This window comes from Photorhabdus sp. RM96S, from assembly GCF_042879335.1.
Taxonomy (GTDB): domain Bacteria; phylum Pseudomonadota; class Gammaproteobacteria; order Enterobacterales; family Enterobacteriaceae; genus Photorhabdus; species Photorhabdus kayaii.
The window spans coordinates 109,794-129,338 of the sequence record NZ_JBHFKT010000011.1 but is presented as its reverse complement, the minus strand read 5'-3'; the positions used below and the strand labels follow the sequence as shown (position 1 = coordinate 129,338).

Annotated in this window: 7 protein-coding genes and 1 pseudogene; 5 read left to right on the top strand and 3 right to left on the bottom strand. The window is 42.6% G+C overall.

Annotated features, from left to right (window positions below; translation table 11 throughout):
• Positions 1–110: 110 nt before the first annotated feature.
• From ACGF49_RS09180 to ACGF49_RS09160, 5 genes and pseudogenes are all read left to right on the top strand, one after another.
• Positions 111–695, top strand: a pseudogene (locus ACGF49_RS09180) (hypothetical protein); the annotation flags it as partial.
• A 75-nt stretch (positions 696–770) separates the two neighbouring features.
• Positions 771–1,520 carry a hypothetical protein gene (locus ACGF49_RS09175; RefSeq protein WP_228903141.1) on the top strand — a complete coding sequence of 250 codons (750 nt, stop codon included), beginning with the start codon at positions 771–773 and terminating at the stop codon, positions 1,518–1,520.
• Between the two features lie 75 nt (positions 1,521–1,595).
• Positions 1,596–1,739, top strand: a complete 144-nt coding sequence (locus ACGF49_RS09170) for a hypothetical protein (RefSeq protein ID WP_158536545.1) — start codon at positions 1,596–1,598, stop codon at positions 1,737–1,739.
• Between the two features lie 75 nt (positions 1,740–1,814).
• Positions 1,815–2,594, top strand: a complete 780-nt coding sequence (locus ACGF49_RS09165) for a DUF4123 domain-containing protein (RefSeq protein ID WP_228903139.1) — start codon at positions 1,815–1,817, stop codon at positions 2,592–2,594.
• Between the two features lie 440 nt (positions 2,595–3,034).
• The gene (locus ACGF49_RS09160) at positions 3,035–3,946 is read left to right on the top strand and encodes a LysR family transcriptional regulator (protein ID WP_113042129.1); all 912 of its coding nucleotides are present in this window, start codon (positions 3,035–3,037) and stop codon (positions 3,944–3,946) included.
• 116 nt (positions 3,947–4,062) lie between these two features.
• Here ACGF49_RS09160 and ACGF49_RS09155 read toward each other — a convergent pair whose 3' ends face one another.
• From ACGF49_RS09155 to ACGF49_RS09145, 3 genes are all read right to left on the bottom strand, one after another.
• Positions 4,063–6,975 carry an RHS repeat protein gene (locus tag ACGF49_RS09155; RefSeq protein WP_387490637.1) on the bottom strand — a complete coding sequence of 971 codons (2,913 nt, stop codon included), beginning with the start codon at positions 6,973–6,975 and terminating at the stop codon, positions 4,063–4,065.
• A 293-nt stretch (positions 6,976–7,268) separates the two neighbouring features.
• On the bottom strand, positions 7,269–11,675 hold the full coding sequence (locus tag ACGF49_RS09150) for a SpvB/TcaC N-terminal domain-containing protein (protein WP_387490634.1): 4,407 nt from the start codon (positions 11,673–11,675) through the stop codon (positions 7,269–7,271).
• A 56-nt stretch (positions 11,676–11,731) separates the two neighbouring features.
• On the bottom strand, positions 11,732–18,745 hold the full coding sequence (locus ACGF49_RS09145) for a neuraminidase-like domain-containing protein (RefSeq protein ID WP_387490632.1): 7,014 nt from the start codon (positions 18,743–18,745) through the stop codon (positions 11,732–11,734).
• Positions 18,746–19,545: the final 800 nt, after the last annotated feature.

Below are 19,545 nucleotides of genomic sequence, written 5' to 3'. Positions count from 1 at the left end.
TAAAAATATCAAAGCACATGGTTTTTGCTCTCAAAAAGAGAGTATGAGATCATAACTATTACCGTCGGTCAAATCTGATTTTTTTAACAAAATATTCACGATCTTGCCCTGCAAGGTATATCTCAAAATCTTGTCTTGAATATGAGTTTGATGCGGGTATGTCACCTCATAAAGTACCGACTTATAATGTGCTTTATCAGGAGGTAACCACTGATCCCCAAACAGGTTATTTTCAGACGAAATTGCCTTTTAGTGGCGGGGGTTGGTGTAAATGGAAAATTGAGCGGGCTTATGTATCGGCGAATTATACCGATGTCAGTCACCTGATGAAAGATGCTATTCCCTATTCAGGGACAGGTTTAACCGCTTTTATCAACGATGCCGAACGAGAAAATTATTCTGAAGCCTCTGAGACGCGCGCAGTGAATACTGTAGACTACAGACCGGTTATTTACCCTGTTTTGAAAATGGTTGAGGGACGTCCAAACAGAGTTTCCTTACTGGGGAAGGTGGATTCGTTTCCTTTTCGGCTAAAATTAATTCCAGGAGCGGAATGGAAAATCACTTTTAAACCTAAACTGGATGAAACTAAAATGCCGAAGGTTATAGTAACTAGGAAAGGTGAATGGGTTGAATATCCCGGAGGACATATTGAAATCAATACTCAAATGGCAGATACCCGTTACATAAAGTAACGTTCTACTAAGGTCGTATCACCAGTTTATCTAAATGCCAACATGAGAATACTGTTATTAAAAGGAACTGTCCGTATGAAAATATTGAAAATCACGCTGTCCTTATTATTTCTCTATTCTATTTACTGGGCGTTTGGTGACACCTTTTTTGACTGGCTTTTTCCTTTTTCACCTGACGAGAAGAAACAGTTGATTACGGTGGAAGGTGTTGTGCCGAAATACACAAAACCGTATGTATCTGCGCAATATATCTCAAAAGACTGTCTTAGATATCAGTTTGATGCGGGTATGTCGCCTTATAAGGTACCAACCTATAACAGATTGAGTCTGGATGTAAAGGCTGATCCAGAGACTGGTTATTTTCAGGCAAAATTACCTTTTAGTGGTGGAGGCTGGTGTAAATGGAAAATTAATCGAGCGTTTGTGGCGGTGGGTTATACCGATGTTAGTCATCTAGTGAAAGGTGCCGAACCCTATTTTGGGACAGGATTAGTCGCTTTTATCAACGATGCAGCGCGAACAAATTATTCTGAAGCCTCTGAGACCCGTGCATTGAATACGATAAATTTCAGCCCGGTTATTTACCCGGTTTTGAACATGGTCGAAGGATATCCAAACAGTATTTCCTTACAAGGCAATGTAGATTCGTTTCCTTTTCGGCTGAAATTAATTCTAGGAGCGGAATGGAAAATCACCTTTAAACCTAAGCTGGATGAAACTAAAATGCCGAAGGTTATAGTAACTAAGAAAGGTGAATGGGTTGAGTACCCCGGTGGGCACATTGAAATCAATACTCAAATGGTAGATACCCGTTACATAAAGTAACGTTCTACTAAGGTCGTATCACCAGTTTATCTAAATGCCAACATGAGAATATTGTTATTAAAAGGAACTGTCCGTATGAAAATATTGAAGATAACGCTGTCCTTATTATTTCTCTATTTTATTTACTGGGCGTTTGGGGACACTTTTTTTGACTGGCTTTTTCCTTTTCCACCTGACGAGAAGAAACAATTGATTACGGTGGAAGGCGTCGCGCCTTAAGTATCCTGCCAGACCGCTTTGTGCTGTGCAGGCTCAATTGGAAGCTAACTTGATTATCGATAACCAGGAGGATGTATGAACACTTCTATGAACTGGAAACAATGGCTGACTACGCCTAATAAGCCGCCTGTTTTCTTTATGCTCAATTCACTGGCGGAACCTAACCCGGTGGCGCTCTTTTATCGTAATGACTGGGTAGAGCAGGCTTTTCCGCTATACAGCAATACACCGATGGATCACATGCTGGCGCAAAGCCCCTGGCTGATTCAGCCTAAGTCAGGTTGTCTGTCAGTAATCGGTCATCTGCTTGATAGCCATACCCTGAGCGATAACAGTTGGGGTTGGGCTTATCGCAGTGAGGATTTATGGGCGCGACAGCTTAATCATTGGCGTTCACGCCAGCAGGTGATATTACAGGAGAAACAGGTGCTCTTACGCAGTATGGATGCGCGTATCCTCGGTCAGTTATTACCGGCAATGATAGTCAGCGATTGGTCGGCATTTTTGACACCGGTAAGTGAACTCATGATCGATATGCCCGAGCCGCAGATTTATTATCGGCCTGAAAATTGTGGTCACGGTGGCAGTGAACAACCCTTTGTCTTGGGCGACCATTTAATTGAGGCTTGGTTACATTCTGATTATGCTTTTCAAGGTCAGGTATTCGCACTTATTAGCGATTTATGGGAAAACCACGGTGAATTGGCTGATAAGCTGGATAAGCCAGCAGGGAAATTACAGGAACGGATTATTGATTGGCTGAAATCGCGTTTAGAAAGTGGATGTAATATTAGTCACCTGACCAGTGCAGATTATTTACAGACGCTCGATGAACAATATACGGGCATTAATTAGCGAGTAAATGGTCAATATTTTACGAATTTATAAACCTATCATTATGATGGCTATTTTAAACAAGAAGAAATGTGGTTAGTTTCTTCTTGTGAAATATTAATAAGTTGTGGTTGATGTAAATTATTTGATGTTATATTTTGGTTTGTTTAATGGAAATATTTTTGTAATAAATTGAAATATAAAATATGAATGATGATAAGATATATTTATATTCAATGAAATGATCTGGGTTTTCATTAAAATCATTATTCCAACATAGTGGTAAATTATATTTATTTTATAAATATAATGTAATTATTAAACAAATATTAAGAATTAAAGTGGTGAAATACAATATCAATTAATGCATGTCCTAATGTAAAAGAATGCAAAGTAGAAACATCGTTGTCATGTTCTATGGTTAATATTCTATTTCTAGAATGAAAACAAGAGGGTATGTGATGATATTTTGTTCAAAGCAACTAAAGTATTTTATGGAATCAGCGAAGAAAGAGTCATTCACGTTAGCAGCGGATACGCTTTGCATTACCCCCTCTCCACTTAGCAGGATCGTATATCAACTGGAACAACGTGTGGGGTGCCAATTATTCGAGCGACTACCGGGAAAAACCAAGCTCACAGAAGAGGGTAAGGCATTATATCAGGAGTTGTTACCGTGTTATGAAAGGATCCAGAAAGTTGAGGATAACTGGAATTGTCGTAAAAATTATAAATTATCAAACAGAGACAAATTGGTTATTGGCACAAGTGGAGAATATGTTAATAAGATATCTACGGTCGTAAAAAGAGCGGTGCAACGTTATCATTACCGCGATATTTGTATAATCAACAATTTCCTCATTGATGATTTAATAAGACAAGATGCAGTATTTTCTTCCTTAATGAAAGGGGATATAACGGTTTATGTGACGACTGAATGTTATCCAGATAATGATGATATCATCAGGATAGATGGTGCTTATCAAATGTTGTCCCTTGCCGTATCCAATGATATTTTAGAACCAGAGAGTCATGTTGATGAAATAATATATAGCTTTCCTTTGGTTCAGCATAATAGTGCCTTTTTAAAACAATGCGATAATTTTATGCCATTGAATTATCTGCCTGAATACCAGAATTTAGCGTTATTGACGATCCCTGATTTTACTAATAGATTGGATCTGGTAAAAGCGGGTGTCGCGATAAGTTTAATGACTCCCAATGAAATGCGCTATTCTGCCCATATTGATAAAGGTATAGTATTTTTGAATTTTGAATCACGTCCAGCACCATCGGTAAGGTATTGTGCTTATGCTCTCAGAAATAAATATAAAGAACCATTAAATTCATTAATTTCTGATTTGATATTTTAGTATGAGAGATAAGGTATTGTTATTTTAATTGGTTAGATATTGTTTTAATTATGTAATATTGAATGTTAAAAGTCATCAAGCCATGAGATAAATATTCTCTCATGGCTTGTCCCTAATTATTTCTGGATAAAGTTTATTTTACTGTTGTATCCCTTCCTATAGGCGTGGCGAATTTCAGAGAAAGTTATTGCTTCGGCATATTCATTCGGACCTTCTTTCCTTCTTTTTCCTGTTTTCCAGGGTTTATCTGAATTTAGCTGCTCGATAGTCAATTTTTCCCCGTTATATCCAGCCATAACAAATCTGAAATCAGGTGATGCTAGTTGTTTTATAAACCAATCCATACCTAATTTACTTGTTTGTCTAAAGAATGCCGTTGCAATAGTATTTTTTAGCCATGATTGGTCTGCTGCTGATAAGGTGCTTTCAAGTTCTCCTGCATTTCCTGCGGAAGCAAATTTCGTTAATATATCTCTCTGCCTTTGAATAGTGAAATCGCTACCATCACTATTTTTTAAAATAAATGCGTCTAATTTCTGGAATCGTTTTTGGCCGGATAACCCACTGAAAAGTCCCTTTGACGGTAGAAGGTTTTTTATTTTACTCTGAATATCTAGTTTTCCTTTATTTTCTACCATATGAAAACTCCATGACGCAGTGTAAGCATATTGTTGTTCATAGGCTTCCTGTTTGATTTTAGCAGTAGCTGAACTTTCCTCTATACCCATTGCATCCAGATATTTACGTGAGTTAGTTCTTATATTTCCCTCATTCAATTTAGGTGGACTGTCTTCTTTAAGATTTTGAGAAATTCTAAAATAATCAGACAGACTTAATTCACCCATGATACCAAGCCCGGCATTATATTCATCGATGGTAACCGGATTCTTATTAGCTGCGAATGCTTTTCCCATCTCAGATCCGCGGTGATGGCTGAAACCATATATCACAGTGTGTTCGACATCTTTAATTTCAGGGGCTCTACCATCAGTATCATGATATTTAATTGGATTATTCCTCACCATCCGATATAAATTCAGCCCATCGATTGTTCCCGCCGGATCGGCGCTTAACCACCGTCCTACCCAAGGCTGATAATATCGGTAGCCGTAATAATACAACCCGGTGGCATCCCGCTCTTTGCCTGAATAACGGATGGTTTTATAACTGGCTTCTGTCTGATTCCTGGCTGCCCATAATGCCGTGCCACCATAGGGATAATACTCTTCCTCACTGATAATCTGTCCTTCGCTATCTAATTCAAGTTGACTAGAGCCGATAAGATTATCGTAGCTGTAACGTAGCTGATTATTGTCGATATCTTCCGGTTTGCCGCTCTCCCAATGTAATACTCGTACCTGTGCCCGGCCCGCTTCTCCTACGGTGATAATTTGCAAATCTTCGGTTGTGGTCGTGTTGTTTTGTGTTAGACGAAGTTCTAAGCTCGACAAATAAGTTATTCGCTGTATTTGAGCGTTGTTGCTGGTCCGTTGTTCGTTGACTTTTAATGTCCTTCTCCCATCACCACTATAACGATACCATTCCCGATCATCATTGGCACCCTTGTCCCGTTTCACCAATGTTACTTGTTGCAGTTCACCGCGAGTATTCCAGTTCAGGTTTTGTCCTGATATCAAGGTGTTCTGATGCCCGCCAGCATCAAACAAAGCGTCTACTTGCGCCGGATCTTCGGTCAGTGTGCTGAGTACTGCGCGATTGCTCTGGCTAGAAACTGTGATATCCGTGGTGTAGTTATTTTGAGCAGCCGGTGAACTGTGCTGGATTTTAGTCAGATTACCGCCACGGTCATAAGTATATGTACGGGTATAGTTGGTGTAGGTGTTATTGTCAGAAGGTAGAGCCGGGGAGGGAAATTGGTGACTTTGTTGACCTATATTCGCCATCTCGCGCCCGGTGGCGCTGATAAGCTGATACAGGGAATCGTAAGTGTAGGTGTTTTCCGGCACCACTTTCTGATTGTGCCAAAAGCGGGTAGCTTCCGCATCGTTACGGATACTGATGATATTGCCCACCGGGTCATACTCATAGCGTAGATCTTGCAACACTTTGGCGTTTAATGGATTGGCGTCTGACGGACGGCGGGTTTTGATACCAATAAGCCGTTGGGTTTCCGGTTCATAACTATATTCAGTAATAACACCATTGCCGTGTTCCTCGCGTAATTTTTGTCCGGCAGCGGAATAGGTCAGGGATTTGATAATCACTTGTTCCGTCTGGCCTTTTACTGTTAACCCGCTCCCGTTTAGCTGCCCGGCCACATCATAAGTTAGCCTCTGAATGTTCCCTTTCGCATCGGTCTGAGTCAATAAAACGCCGGTGGCATCGAAGGTGCTCAGGATGGTGTAGATGTCATCAGCCAGCATGTTTTGCCAGACGGTTTCGTTATTACCTGTCCAGTTTGCCTCTTGAGTGTCGATCAAGAGTTGGTTGGATTGAGATAAAACAGTACCGGTCAGTGACAAACTCTCCAACCGGGTAACTCCCGCCGTGTCATAGTGGCGCGCGCACTGGCCGGCAAGGTTATGGTTTTTCTCTGCTTCGCTATTGCCAGCCCAAATCAGGCGCTCGGTGATACGGGATGTTTTTTCCTCTGGTGTTTGTTCGGTAACAGATAACAGACGGCCGGGCAGGGAAGAAGTTTCATATTGCCGGGTTTGTATGACACCTGTTGCAGTCACTGTCAGCAGCGGACGGCCTTCAATATCATTCAAGGTGACCGTGCGACCTGCATCAATGCTCTCTGTACGTAGGGGATTACCGGTCAAATCATACTGCCAAAGAAAATTGGGTTTGATCGTACTGTTGGTTTGCCCGACCTCATAGAGGCGCGGATCGATGCTTTGACTTAAGTGTCCGTGAGTATTGTATTGATGGCGGGTAATACGGGTATCGGTATCACCGTTTGCGGTGGTGCGGTGAAAATCGATATTACGGATTGTCAAACCACGGTTGTCTTGGACGTTGACGATAGGGGTTTTTTGATAAAGTTTGGGATCAATATTTTTCATGATTTATCTCGTTGTTGGGTTGTTGTGTGTAATCCTTTCTGCAATCGCAATTTTTGTCTGCATATTAGTTTTCTTACGATAGTGTAGTAGATAATTTCCCAGTTTAGCTGGAGACAGATGGTTTGCTGTGGCAGTGGGCATACCTTATTGCTTCCAAAGTTACTAATCCGCCCCAAGCCGCAATAAAACCAATGATCAACCAGATAATAAGTTGAGTATTTGACGGTATTATGAACAACACCTTTCACCTCTATCTATGTTTCCCGCCTGTCAGCCAGGCGGGGTTGATCAAGTTACATATTCACCTCAGCAGCTGTGTCATTTTCATCCTCATTGACAGTAAACCAGGGAGTGAACAAGGTTCGGCGTAACCAACCTTTTGCGGTGATAACCTTGATTTCTCGACCAACGGGATCATAGACATGGGTATCTGCATAAGCTTCTTTTTCCTGCCGGGCACTGTCATTGCTAACGTATCGCCAGTCATTGAGGAAATAGGGCTGATAGGTGCGTATCGGTTGTCCCTTATTGTCATATTCCGTCCGTCCGGTCACTGCCCAACGATTCTCGGTATTCTTGACACTTATAATCAGAGAACCATCTTCATTACGTTGCCAGGCCAAGCCTGCCTCATGTCGGGCAGCAGCTTGCAGCAAGCGGCCAAAGCCATCACTAAATACTACCTGTTGGCGGATCTGTTGCTCAGGATCGTGGTCATAACGATCCGTAGTCAATGTGAGGCTGTGCGGGGGTAAACGGGGGCCGTTGTTTAATAGGCTAATGAGTTGAGGGGTTGCCTTTTGACTTTGTGCCCAGTGGCGATAGGCCAGTGTACATATGCGCCCATCTTCGGTGATGATTCTGGCGTTGTATAACTTTTGCCGGTCTTGCTCTGCCAGTCTATCGAGGGCTTTCTGACTTAATACTGGCATCCAGCTTTCTGGTGCGTAAACCTGACACTGTGCTACAGGGAGCGGTTTTTTTAACTCAATAGCGGCGTCTACATCGGATGGTGGAGAAAACGATGTTTTTTCCGGTGAAGAGTAACCAGTCATCTTGCCGTTTTCAGTTCCCCAAAAGCGCAGTGTGATTGGTCGGCCCAGTGCATCCAGCGTGATAAGGTGCTGATTGTTATTGATATCCGTGAGTTGTACAGGAGTCAGAAAACGCCAGTCATATCTGGCTGAGGTTGTCAGTCCAGCAGCATCTCGGGTTTGTGTGACAACGCAATAGCTTGCATCCCAAGTGAGTGTAATTTTGCCCGTGAGTTGGGTGTTGCTCTGTTTTTGTGGGCGCCAGAACTGTGCAGCTGTACCGTAATCGGTATAGCCATGATGAGCTACCCAGATTTTCTCTTCTCCAGTGCGAGGGAATAGATAATTTGTTTGTTGGTATCCGGCTTGTTCCAGCGTCGTTGATAATTGAACAGATGGGATACTCCCATCAAACGCTGATAGTGTGGATTGACTAAATACCGTTGTCTCGATAAAGGCAACCAGCGCTTGTCGCGTTGGCGTTGCATTTTCTCCATTGGTATAAACGGTTTTTTTCTGGCCGAGGTATTCACGCGGTTCATTATCCGCAATCAGACTATTTTTATCGTTCAGTAGTTCCAGATTTAAACCATCAGTAGGCACATTTTCAGCGCCATAAGTAAAGATATCACTGCGGGTACTATCCGGTAATCCCAATACCCGGACGGCATTGCCAGTCAGATGATGCCAACTGAACTGTTGATAAGTGAGCCGTAATTGGCGTTGCTGTTCATCATAGCTGTTGGCTAACAACTTATCAGGCAGTGTATCAGGATACGGACTGATTGCCGGTTGCGGTCGGCGTGGATACTGTACCGAAACCTGTTTTAGCGGTTGACCAAATAGATCACTGGATAGCGTAATATCTTGGCTGCATTGCGGGTCGCTGGCGATACGTTCGTAATGATAGTTACGGCTTTCAACTACAGATGACCACAGCACCGGATATCGGTTATCGGTATGCTGTAATCGACGTACTTGTGGGCGGAATTCAGTGACCGTGTAGGGAGTTTTCTCCTGTGTACTGCCATCCTTCCCGTAGAGTTCACTACGTAGCAGTTGGCCTTTCAACGCCCGATTTAGCCAATATTGGCTGTTGTCATCTTCCGGTGTTAGTAGAACATCTTGACCATCTTGCCAGGTCGTAAAGCGTGGTGAAAAACCGGCAAAAGCCTGATTATCACCACGCCAATACTCTGTCGATAATGTGTTATCTATTACGGTCAGCCCGGTGGCATACCAGTTTTTGGTCAGTGCGGGTGGTGTGCGTTCTGGCGCATTGCCTTGAGCCAGTTGATGGCTGTCTGTCTGCTCTACATAACCAAATCCGCGAAATTCCCGCTCACGTCCATCCCAGGCACCACGAGCATAACGCAGTGTTGTGACTAATTTGTTGCCGCTGATTTCATCTTCTGTTTCCGTTTGCCATAGGGTGTGTACCGGAAAGGGGAGATAACAAACCGGTGTTTGCCCAGCAGCCAGTGCCGCAGCTTTTTCATCCAGCCAGAACTGGGAGGAACTGTGGTAACGCAAGGTGTGATGGGCCCCCATATTGTTATTTATTTCACTGAGTAACCACGGTTTTGCGCTGGTTAGATCACAACGCCAGTGATGGGGAGCCATATGTGGCACGCTCAGTATCAGGCTGGCGACGCCTAACCCTTGTACATCGGCCACTTGTAACTGACAGGTATGATCAAAACGCAAGCCTTCTGGGAAGCGCAATGTCACTGGTGCGGCAAAACCATTGCCGCTTTTATTCAGGAAGATATCCAGACGGTTGGTGTGAACATAAATCAGATCAGTTGGGCCGCTGCCATCCAGATCGGCCAGATAAACTTGAGCAGGGTTAAATATAGCTTCTGGCTGGCTGAATCCCGGCAGGGTGATGGGTTGACCAAAATGTCCGTGCCCCAGATTAGGCCAGCAGGTGACTGTAGTTGCGCTCACTTCAACCAGATGCGCCTGACCGGAACCTAATACATCACTAAACGCCACCAACTTACGCGGATCGGCACCCGGGACTGGCAGCGTGACATCACCGGATTGCACCACATCTTGCCCTTTGGCAAAGCCGTCACGAGTATTGGCATATAAACGCACACTGTTAGGGCCGATCAGCACTAAATCAGAGAGCCCGGCTCCCATTAAATCCGCGAGTTGCGCGCGTGGATGAGTGTATTCCACCGGCAGAGCGTTGAGTGGGGTAAAACGTGTCCAACTGCCATCCGGGCGTTGACTATGATATCCCCGTAATCCCGGTCCGGTGATAACCCAGTCAAGTTGGCCGTCTCCGTTGATATCCACCAGTGAGGCGTTACTTTGCAAGGAAGGGATAACAGACAAAGGCTGCATTTTTTCCCAAGTGACGGTATCTGAGCCAATTTCACCCAAGCGCTGTGGGGAACGGTACCACCAGGCGTTTTTATCCTGATATAGCAGGCCCGGTAATCCTTCGCCTTTTAGATCAACTAGTTGCCAGCGCTGAATAGAGTTAAAATTAGACAGAACGTCCATCGGCTGCCAGTGAGCATTATGTTGCGGTGAAAAATCCTGATACGCCAATTCTAATGGTGGCAGGGTGACGGCAGTACCGTCTTGCTCGTGTCCCACTCGACGAATAAATGCCAGCGTGCTGGCGATTTCGCTTTCGTTATAATTGAGTATCAGGCGTGAAACCAGCGTTGGTCCGTTGTGTTCTGTTATCTTACTATCCAGCGCTTGCAGGTGGTGATACATCAGTATTTGGCGGCATAAGCGGCGGGTACGAATCTCAAAGCCATATTCATAACGGGAAAAACAGTCCTGACGACAAAGCCAGTTACCCGTTGCTGTAAATGCTGGTGGCATTTTCAGGTTGTTACTGCGTTCGCCGTAATCAAATATCAGGTAGAACAACCAGTCTGTTTGTGATGGGCCGCGACCATCCAGACCGGGTAACGTTTCGCTGGCTGTCCGGTTGCCGTAATACACTATGTGTAAATAACGTTGTGCTGTGGCCTGTGGATGGAGCGTAGTTTCATTAGTTTCACAATCTAAGTTATCTTCGGCTCGGTACTGATAATAAATTTGCTCACCATGTGGTGATACGGAAGCTTCCCGCAACCATTGTGCTGTTTGTGTGATGTCTGACGGGTTGCTGATCCGCCCTTGCGGTGATTTACCCAGTAAATGTACTTGCCCATCTGAGCTATATATCAGCCAAAAATCTGTTTTGTCTGTTGTCTTGGGCTGCCAATATTCCAATCGGCTGAAATGACTTTCCAGACGGGAACGGTATCCGGTAACGGTGAAGGTAGCGCCTAGATTGATACCCTGTAATGTCGATTCATCACGCGGTTGATCCGCTACTACCAGTACTTCGCCTTCCGGCCCAAGGAAAGTATCGGTTTCGTTATAATGGGGAACGCCAAAATGGGTGCGTCGGCGGATGGTCATAACGTTGCAATCCCAACCCAGACCAAATGGACTGTTACCGGCACCGCTGTTGTAATTCAGAGTGAATGAGGGCGCATAACCGCGCCCGGCAGAAATAGGCAATGGTAGAGATAGCGCGGCCATACCATCCGGTCCGGTGGGGGTTAACGCTTCCCCCATTCCCGTGATAGCGCCTCCCCCTTTGGGCAATGATAGTTCTGTAATACTAAAATCTTGTGAATTTTGCATGAAAGACTCCTTGCAGGCCCCATTTAGGGGCCTGTTTTAGCACTTAATTGAGATCGTTATTGGCGAATGGTGTAGCGAATATGCAGAATGATGTCGCTTAGACTCTCCAGCATGGTTTTTTGTTTGCCCTCTTTGCTTCCTTCACCAATTGCATTTGGGAAGCTTAATGTCAGCGTACCTTTATCGATGTCGATTCCTTCAAACGGCAGGAATTTGCCATCGTTGAAATCCAGTTGGAACTGGCCGCTGTCATTCATCCCATGAGAAACCGCCAACGATTTGCAACTTTCAGTTAATCCAGTGATATCTCCGCTGTAAGACAGAATTGCCTGCACATCCTGATAGGGTCCCAGTAGAGCGGGCAGGGTGACACTGATCTGTTTAATTCGACGAACGTTACCGACTCCGCTGCCTTCTGGGTAATCGTGACGAATTTGTAAGTCAGCTAACGAAATAGACGCTTGCAGAGAAGTTTTGGCATTTCCTTCACCAAAACTCAGTGTGTTATTTCCGCTACTGGTAGTGTCTGGTTTCTTATTCACCAGGTCTGCAATTTTCTCGGTCAGAGAAAATTGACCTTTCTCTTTATAAACTTCTGCTAGTGAAACGGTACGTTCTACTTCCAGTACGCGTTGATCCTGTTTCAGATGCGCGTCTTCCATTTGTGCCAGATTCAGCATTAAGGTTTCTCCCGCCAGCAAACCGGCATGAGTTCCTTGCCAGGCACCGGGTTTGATAAAGCTTGCCGTGGTGTCATTAGTCTCCCAGCGATAGGCCATTTCAGCCATCAAACAGCGAGCTACCGTTAAATCATAGAACTGGAAGTAAATGGCGGACAGCCGACCACGCAGCCAGTTGTACAAAGCTTGATTGCTGAACTTATGTTGTAGGAACAGCAGTTGTGCTTGGGTTTGTTCCTGTTGCGTTTTCAGGCTGGTTTTCTGCAACACCGCGGCTTCGCGGCGTACTACTAGTGATTGAAGCTGAGCATCGATTTGTTTCAGTTCTGTCTCGGCGTTATTACGCTGAATTTCCCATTCCTGACGACGCCGACGGTAGGTTTCAGACTGGCTGATTTTATCCGCTTCGGTGTTCATAATACTGGCGGAGAATTCCATGACATTACCTGTGGCTTGGGCGATCGCGCCCCAATGGCTACCACCATCAGCGAAGCCAAAGATGTTGGGGGCCAGATCAAGTGCAGCGCCTGCCAGATGTGATGCTTGAAGGGCCGTAGAGAGGCCAGCGACGGAAGCACGCAACGCCATCGCCTGTTTTTCACCTGCGTTGATGTCTTCATTGTAGAATTTGCTGTAGCTATCAAAACGTGATTGGGCTCCGGCGCGTGTTTTTTCTAGCACAGTTTTTTCAACATCCAGCTCTTCAATGGTTTTGTCCTGTATGCTGAGATTGGTCAATACCAGTTCTGCCGCATGATTCTGCAACAGTGTGTTTAATGCCTCTGCATCCTGACGTTCGATAATATTTTGTAATGTGGAGCCGAATTGAGTGAGCTGACTGACCATGCCGCGGGCGTTTTCCAGCATGTGTGGGAAACGCCACAGTGACATAAATGACGTTGGCATATTGCTTCCGCCTTGTGAGTTGGCAACAGCGGCACTGAGTAACGCTTTTGGATCGGCTGGTGTGGCGAAAATAGGCAGATGCAAAGGTTGACCATCAATAGAGAGGTTATGGCGCAGGTTATACAGCCGTTGTTCCAGTTTCTGCCAATAGCTCAGCATCACTTCGTTGACCTGTGGCAGGAAAAGATCTGTATTGCTTCCACCTGTAGACTGGCCTTGTCGTAAAGCTGCTACTGCTTTGGCATGTGTCTTTTGTTTTTCAAGATCTGCGGCCTCTTTTAGTTCTGGATCATTCCATGTTGAACTGAGTGGTAAATGAGGTTTATCACCCAAGAGATGCAGTGCCTGCATATACCACATTTTGGCTTCGGCGAGTGTGTCCCGCTCCAATTGGCGATAGGCGTAATCTCCCTGTTCTATCAGCAGATCAAGAGTGCGCATAAAAGTAGCGACTTTGTAGTGCATTGGATCATGTTGAGCTATGGCATTGGGATCAAATGTATCCAATGGATCATCGTTCCAGCTAGTGTCCTCTAGTAATGGGCGGACATTCCAGTTGTGGGGATGTTGCTTTTGACCATTGGCAATATGGCCAGATGGGTTCCAGACATATTTCAGCCAACGGTTAGCTTCATCGAAGTTTTGTTCGTGCAGCAAACGCTGAGCAATCAACATCGGGGTATAGTAGAACAGTTCCCAGAAATAAAGACTGTTAGCGCCGTTGAAGTCCATTGGTTCCATTGCATCAGGGGAATCTTCTCCTAATTTAGGTTCCTGAATATTCTGAGTTTCCATGCTCAAAATAGTATCTATTCCCGCGTTAGCGCGGCTAATTAATTTACGGGCAAACAACGTATTAAGGCGAGTACGATAGTCTCCCCATTGCATATATTGTGCCCCGCTTGGATCGCTGTGAAGGGATAGGACATTATTAGTTTCCGCCTTTTTGATAATACGGATACTAAAATGTTCTTCGCCTAGGTTACGATAATCTTTATCACCTTCATCAAATTTCTCAGCAAATGCTGTAAAGGTGACATCAATACTTGTTTCATTATTATTATATGTCAGCTCGGAGACATCTATTTCTTCGAGAGCTTTAAATTGATAATACATTTCTTCGAAGTTAGGGGTTGGCTCAGTAGGCACATTGTTGTTCTCGCTTGCTATAAACGTTTTTCCTTCGATACCGGTAGCCTTTATTATGACTTTAACATTTGAAGACTTAATATCGGTATTAATAAACATTGGCCCCGAAACATCAGTGTCAATACCACCGTGGTCATCCATATAGAAATATTCTTTGAATGGATTGTTGTTACTATGTTTATTATCAATATAACCATAGTTACCACTAATGTTACCGCCGGTGGTTGTGGATATTTCTTGAGAGCCAGGGGGAAGGTTAGGGAGCCAGGCTCTTACAAAGTTAGTGGTACTATCTCGATAAAACAGTAGTTTCCCTTTTTCGGGAGTGTCTCCATATTGATAAACAGGGTAGATAAATTTTTTATTTGATAAATTATTCGGGTTAATACCTAGCGTGGTATAAATAATAAATTTATCACCGAGCTTGCCGTATTTCTTAATCAGATTGCATTGATTACGTTGTCGACCTTCATATCCATTATGAATAATTCTTAACTTCGGTGAGATTTGGATTTTTGAACCTTTTAATAGGGGGCGGGTAATCAGAATACTCCCGCCATATACCATACTCAGGTAGCCTTCGCCCCAATCATAACCGTTATTACTGTTTACTGATGAAGGGATTTCGTAGTTTTCTGCATAGCGGTTATTGACTCTTATAATATTAGGAGTATCAAACTGTTTATAAGTATTTGTTTTGTAATTGTCAGGATTCATATCTTCATGTGATATATTTGATGAAATATACAGTCCTTGTATTGGAAAGAATTTTTCTTCTATTTCTTTTAATTTTTTCTCTGCTAGTTTTTTTTCCTCTGCTGATTTTTCTTTTACGCTGTCTATTGTTTTTGATTTTATTTCTTCTTCTGCTTTTTCGTTAGAATACCGCTCTACATCTTGTTTGATATAAAACATCACCAATAACTTATCTTTGCCTTGATAACTTGCACAATAGAGCCCTAACGCTTTATTCTTCGATTCTGGATTTAGAGTAGATATTTTATTATTCACATCAAAAGTGACTGGTGTATTCCAGGTACCGTCATAACGAATATGTGCCAATTTCAGTTCATAATAATAGCTTGTGGTCGTTTTGCTTCCTTGTTTGTCTTTTTTTATTTCTGATAGAGCTTCTGCTTCTGATCGATTAGTTACCTTCTTCTGTTCCAGCCAGATAATATACAGGCGGGATTGGTAGACTACTGGACGGATAGTATCTTCGTAGGGATTAATTGGGCAATCAATTTTATGCCACTCGCTCCAGGCATTAGCGGGGAATTTGCCTTCGCTGAATTTATTGTGATCCACACTGCGCCAATAATATTGATTCACTTCTGTTTTACTGCGCCCGATAAAATAGGTTAATCCTTGGTCATTATTAATGTTGTCATGATAGGCGCTGATGACTTCCAGATTAGCCACCTGTTCGAATGACGTTAGATAAGATTTAAAGGCATCTTCTACGGTATCGGTATTCAATTGACTCTGGCTGATGGATTGCAGTAGTGCATCCATTGTTTTTGTCTGGCCGATCCGCAATGTCGGATCGATGTAATTTTCAGGGTAGTAAAGGAGTTTAGCAATGCCGGCCCAGGTGCTATAGCGTTTGTTGTATTTATCCCAGTTAGTAAAGAATGAACGGCTGGTGACACTTGTGTCGGTATCTTCCTCCATATTTTTCAATGCGCGGTTAATATACAGTTGGATACTGGCAATAGCTTCCGCAATTTCCGTGGTTTTGATGGCGGCGGAGACCTGGTTATCGATCAATAGGTATTGATATAGATCATCCCGGTCTTTAATTACCGTATGTTTTCTTTCTTGTCGATCTTTTTGGTTATGAGAATAAATATAGTATGTACTTAATGCAGCACTGCGAGACTCATCCAGAAATGCATGTAGGGCATTGGCTTTTTGGGTGTCTAGCCCGGAGATTAATATCGAAGCGACATTTTCCCATTGGACATAATTAGTGGAAGATTCTATGTCTAATACTTGCGCCAGTTCAGAAATACCTTGTGGAGAGATATTCAATTGACGTGCGATATTAATCCATTGCCGGATAGTGTCGATAGATGGCCAGTTGGAGAAATCAGCTTTTGCTTGAGTCTTGGCTTGTTCCAGTAGATTTTTATCAAGATTCATGGCGTTAGCCAATAGTTCTGCTGTTAATGTTTCTTTTTCAAATTCGGCCAGTACAGAAGAGGCGTTTTCACCGAGTGAGTTAACCCAATCAGCAAAACGCGTTAGTATTATCAGGGAATGATGTGTTGGTGCTGTTACCTCTGTCATGCCGAAAAGTTCAGGTTTTGTCACAAACAGACGTATGGTGCTTTCGTTAAGGCCGGTAGAACGGTAAATCAGTGCTAGTTGTGCCAAGCACTGGAAATACTGGACCACGGGTTCAGCTTGTTTTTGGAATTCTGGTTGAGCGGTAACGGGATTTGTCCGCAACCAGTTCCATAATTTTTCCGCTGTCATTTTTCCTGTGCCGGGTTCTAGTTTATCTGCCCAGGTGAGTATGAAATATGCCGCATGTCCAGATGGTAATTGCAAAGCGGCGGCGATATAAGGAGATATGGCTTTTAATAGCTCTTCTTTGGTTTTTGCCTTTTTCTTGTCAAAGTTTTGCAGGCCGTTATATACAGTATCCAGTAAGTTGTGTACTTCTAGGACTAGGGTTTTGTGATAGTCGGTGGTGGTCATCACAAGTAACTGATATACACTCCACTTCCGTGTACGTAGCCAATTGGTAATGGTATAGAGTTTGCTAATTAGAACCGCTAAATTATCATGAGTAATCTCAGATAAATTGGTTGTTCCTTCATTTATGATTTCCAGAAGTAAACTCAGTTCATCAATAGTTAATTGATGGATATCCGCGAGTAATTTTGTGCGATAGAGATGAGAGAGATTATCTCTATTATTAACCATTGTTTCTTTAGTGTTGTCTCCATAGGTAACCTTTAGTAGTCGATTTAATGAGATATCATCAACGTTAAAAGCACGTTTAAGTACTGTTTTGTGCCAGCTGTTGGTACTGCTTAGATTGAAATCAATCTCCTGAGTGACATTGGTGGAAAAATCCTGACCATTCAGTTTTGGGGAATTAAATAAACGATCAAACTGGCTTGGATGGTCACCATTGCTAGGTTGTGAAATTGGTTCCTTGCATAGTATTAATGCAGTCTCAGCATCAATACCATAACGTTGCATATAGTATTTAATACAGAAGATTTTTTTTAACACTTCTTCATTGATGTTGAATTCTGGACTGATACTGCGGAGGATTCCACTTAATACCGTTGGTGATAAGTTTATAGCTTTGAATAGACGAATAAATTTATTAATTTTCAACAGAGCACGATAATCAGTCTTTTTAGTAGCATGCGATGCAGGTTCAGTAATTGCTATTTCTTCTGGGAGAGGTATAGTTCTTATTTTAAGGAAGTCGCTAAACTCTTCATCACTCAGATTGTAATAACTTTTCAGATATTCCAGTTTTTCTATCAGAGAAGGTTTAATATCACCAAAATTATTCTTATAAAGAGTTTCAGCAGTAGATTCGGTAATTTCTTCTGTCAGAATAGTAAATAACTCTGGTGAAACGGAGGCATTAATATCCAATAAGGAAGCTTGATACTGCAATTGAGAGAGTGTTGTTTCTGGGAATACACTTAATTGCTCAAATACTGAAGCCTGTAATTGAATAATCTTACGTACACTTTCATAGGCATCGTGATATGGCATTAAGCCAGAAGTGCGGAAAGTTGATAACTTTTTCATCACTTCCGCGTGGTTGTCCAAATTAGTCTGAGTCTTAATACTGTTCAGTAACATGTTATTAGACAGAGAAAGCGTGGAAATTTCCGTATTCATATTTTTCTGGCTGAGTACCAATGATTTTAGATCTGGGCGGCGCGTATCCAGATGATAAATGGAACCTTCTGCATGTAAATTCCGCGCCTGGCGATAAAGTTCAGCCAAATAAGCCGCAGGAGAAAACATAGAAGAAATTGCGCCAGGGGCTGCATATTGACTAGCGCGGTTGCCAAATCGGCTATTATAACCTTGTTGGTCAGCATGAGGTGTTGTCAGGGCAAGATGGACCGCACTTTGTAATTGAGGATTGGCGCGTTTCAGAATGCGGGCTTCATGCAGGATATTATCCTTTTGCATCTGCTGTGCTTCAAGATATAAGCTCTGGGTCTGTGACCATGAGAGTTTGTCCTTCACTTTTTTGCGAAGTTCGTCAAAAGAGAGATGGCAAATATCGGTTAGATTATTAAAATCTGCTCCTAACGCTTGTTGATATTCGGGCTTTAGTGTGTTCATGCTTATTCCTTTGAAATGTTGAGTCAATAAAACATTTATGCTGGCCTGCATATCGAGGAGATAAATAAGGTTATTTGTCTCCATCAAAATAAAGACAACACAGGTAACGTCTGATAGCGGTCTGAAATTAGGTTAAAAATAATGGTCAAATAAAAAACACCATTTAACTATCAACTATTTCGTAGAGTTATTATTTGTTTAAATGGCTGTTGTAATGCAATAACAAAAATTATAATTACATCATAAGTAATATAATTTATTGACAATAACGTAATGAAATAATTGCATTTGTTACATATTGCCTGCTATAAAAAAGAAGAGGGTTGATATTTTATAGTAGGCAATCGGACTCACTCACCCCGGTCACATAGTTATCTATGCTCCCGGGGATTCGCTCCCTTACCGTTGCGATGCATCTTAAAATGCAGGATTCAAGTTGATTGAGTATATATACAAGAAACTTGCTGTAAAAAAATGAATATTGTGATTGGACTCAATATATAGATAATACTCATATACACATAGTTGTATTTGTGTCATTTTGATATTGAATTTTTTTCACAATGGGGTTCTGGAGGAGGGTGATCAATTTAAAGAAAAAGCAATATTGCTAAATATGATTTAGGTATTGCAAAAACCAATTTATTATTTTAGGTTCTATTAGACCTTTTATTTAACTCAGTTATGTTTTTTCTTAGCAAAAACCGCCGTAAACTCTCGTCCAATGCGGACAGGGATATAAGGCGAAAAGTCCGAAGGACTTTAAAGAGCAATTTTTGGTTATTACTACACATATATGA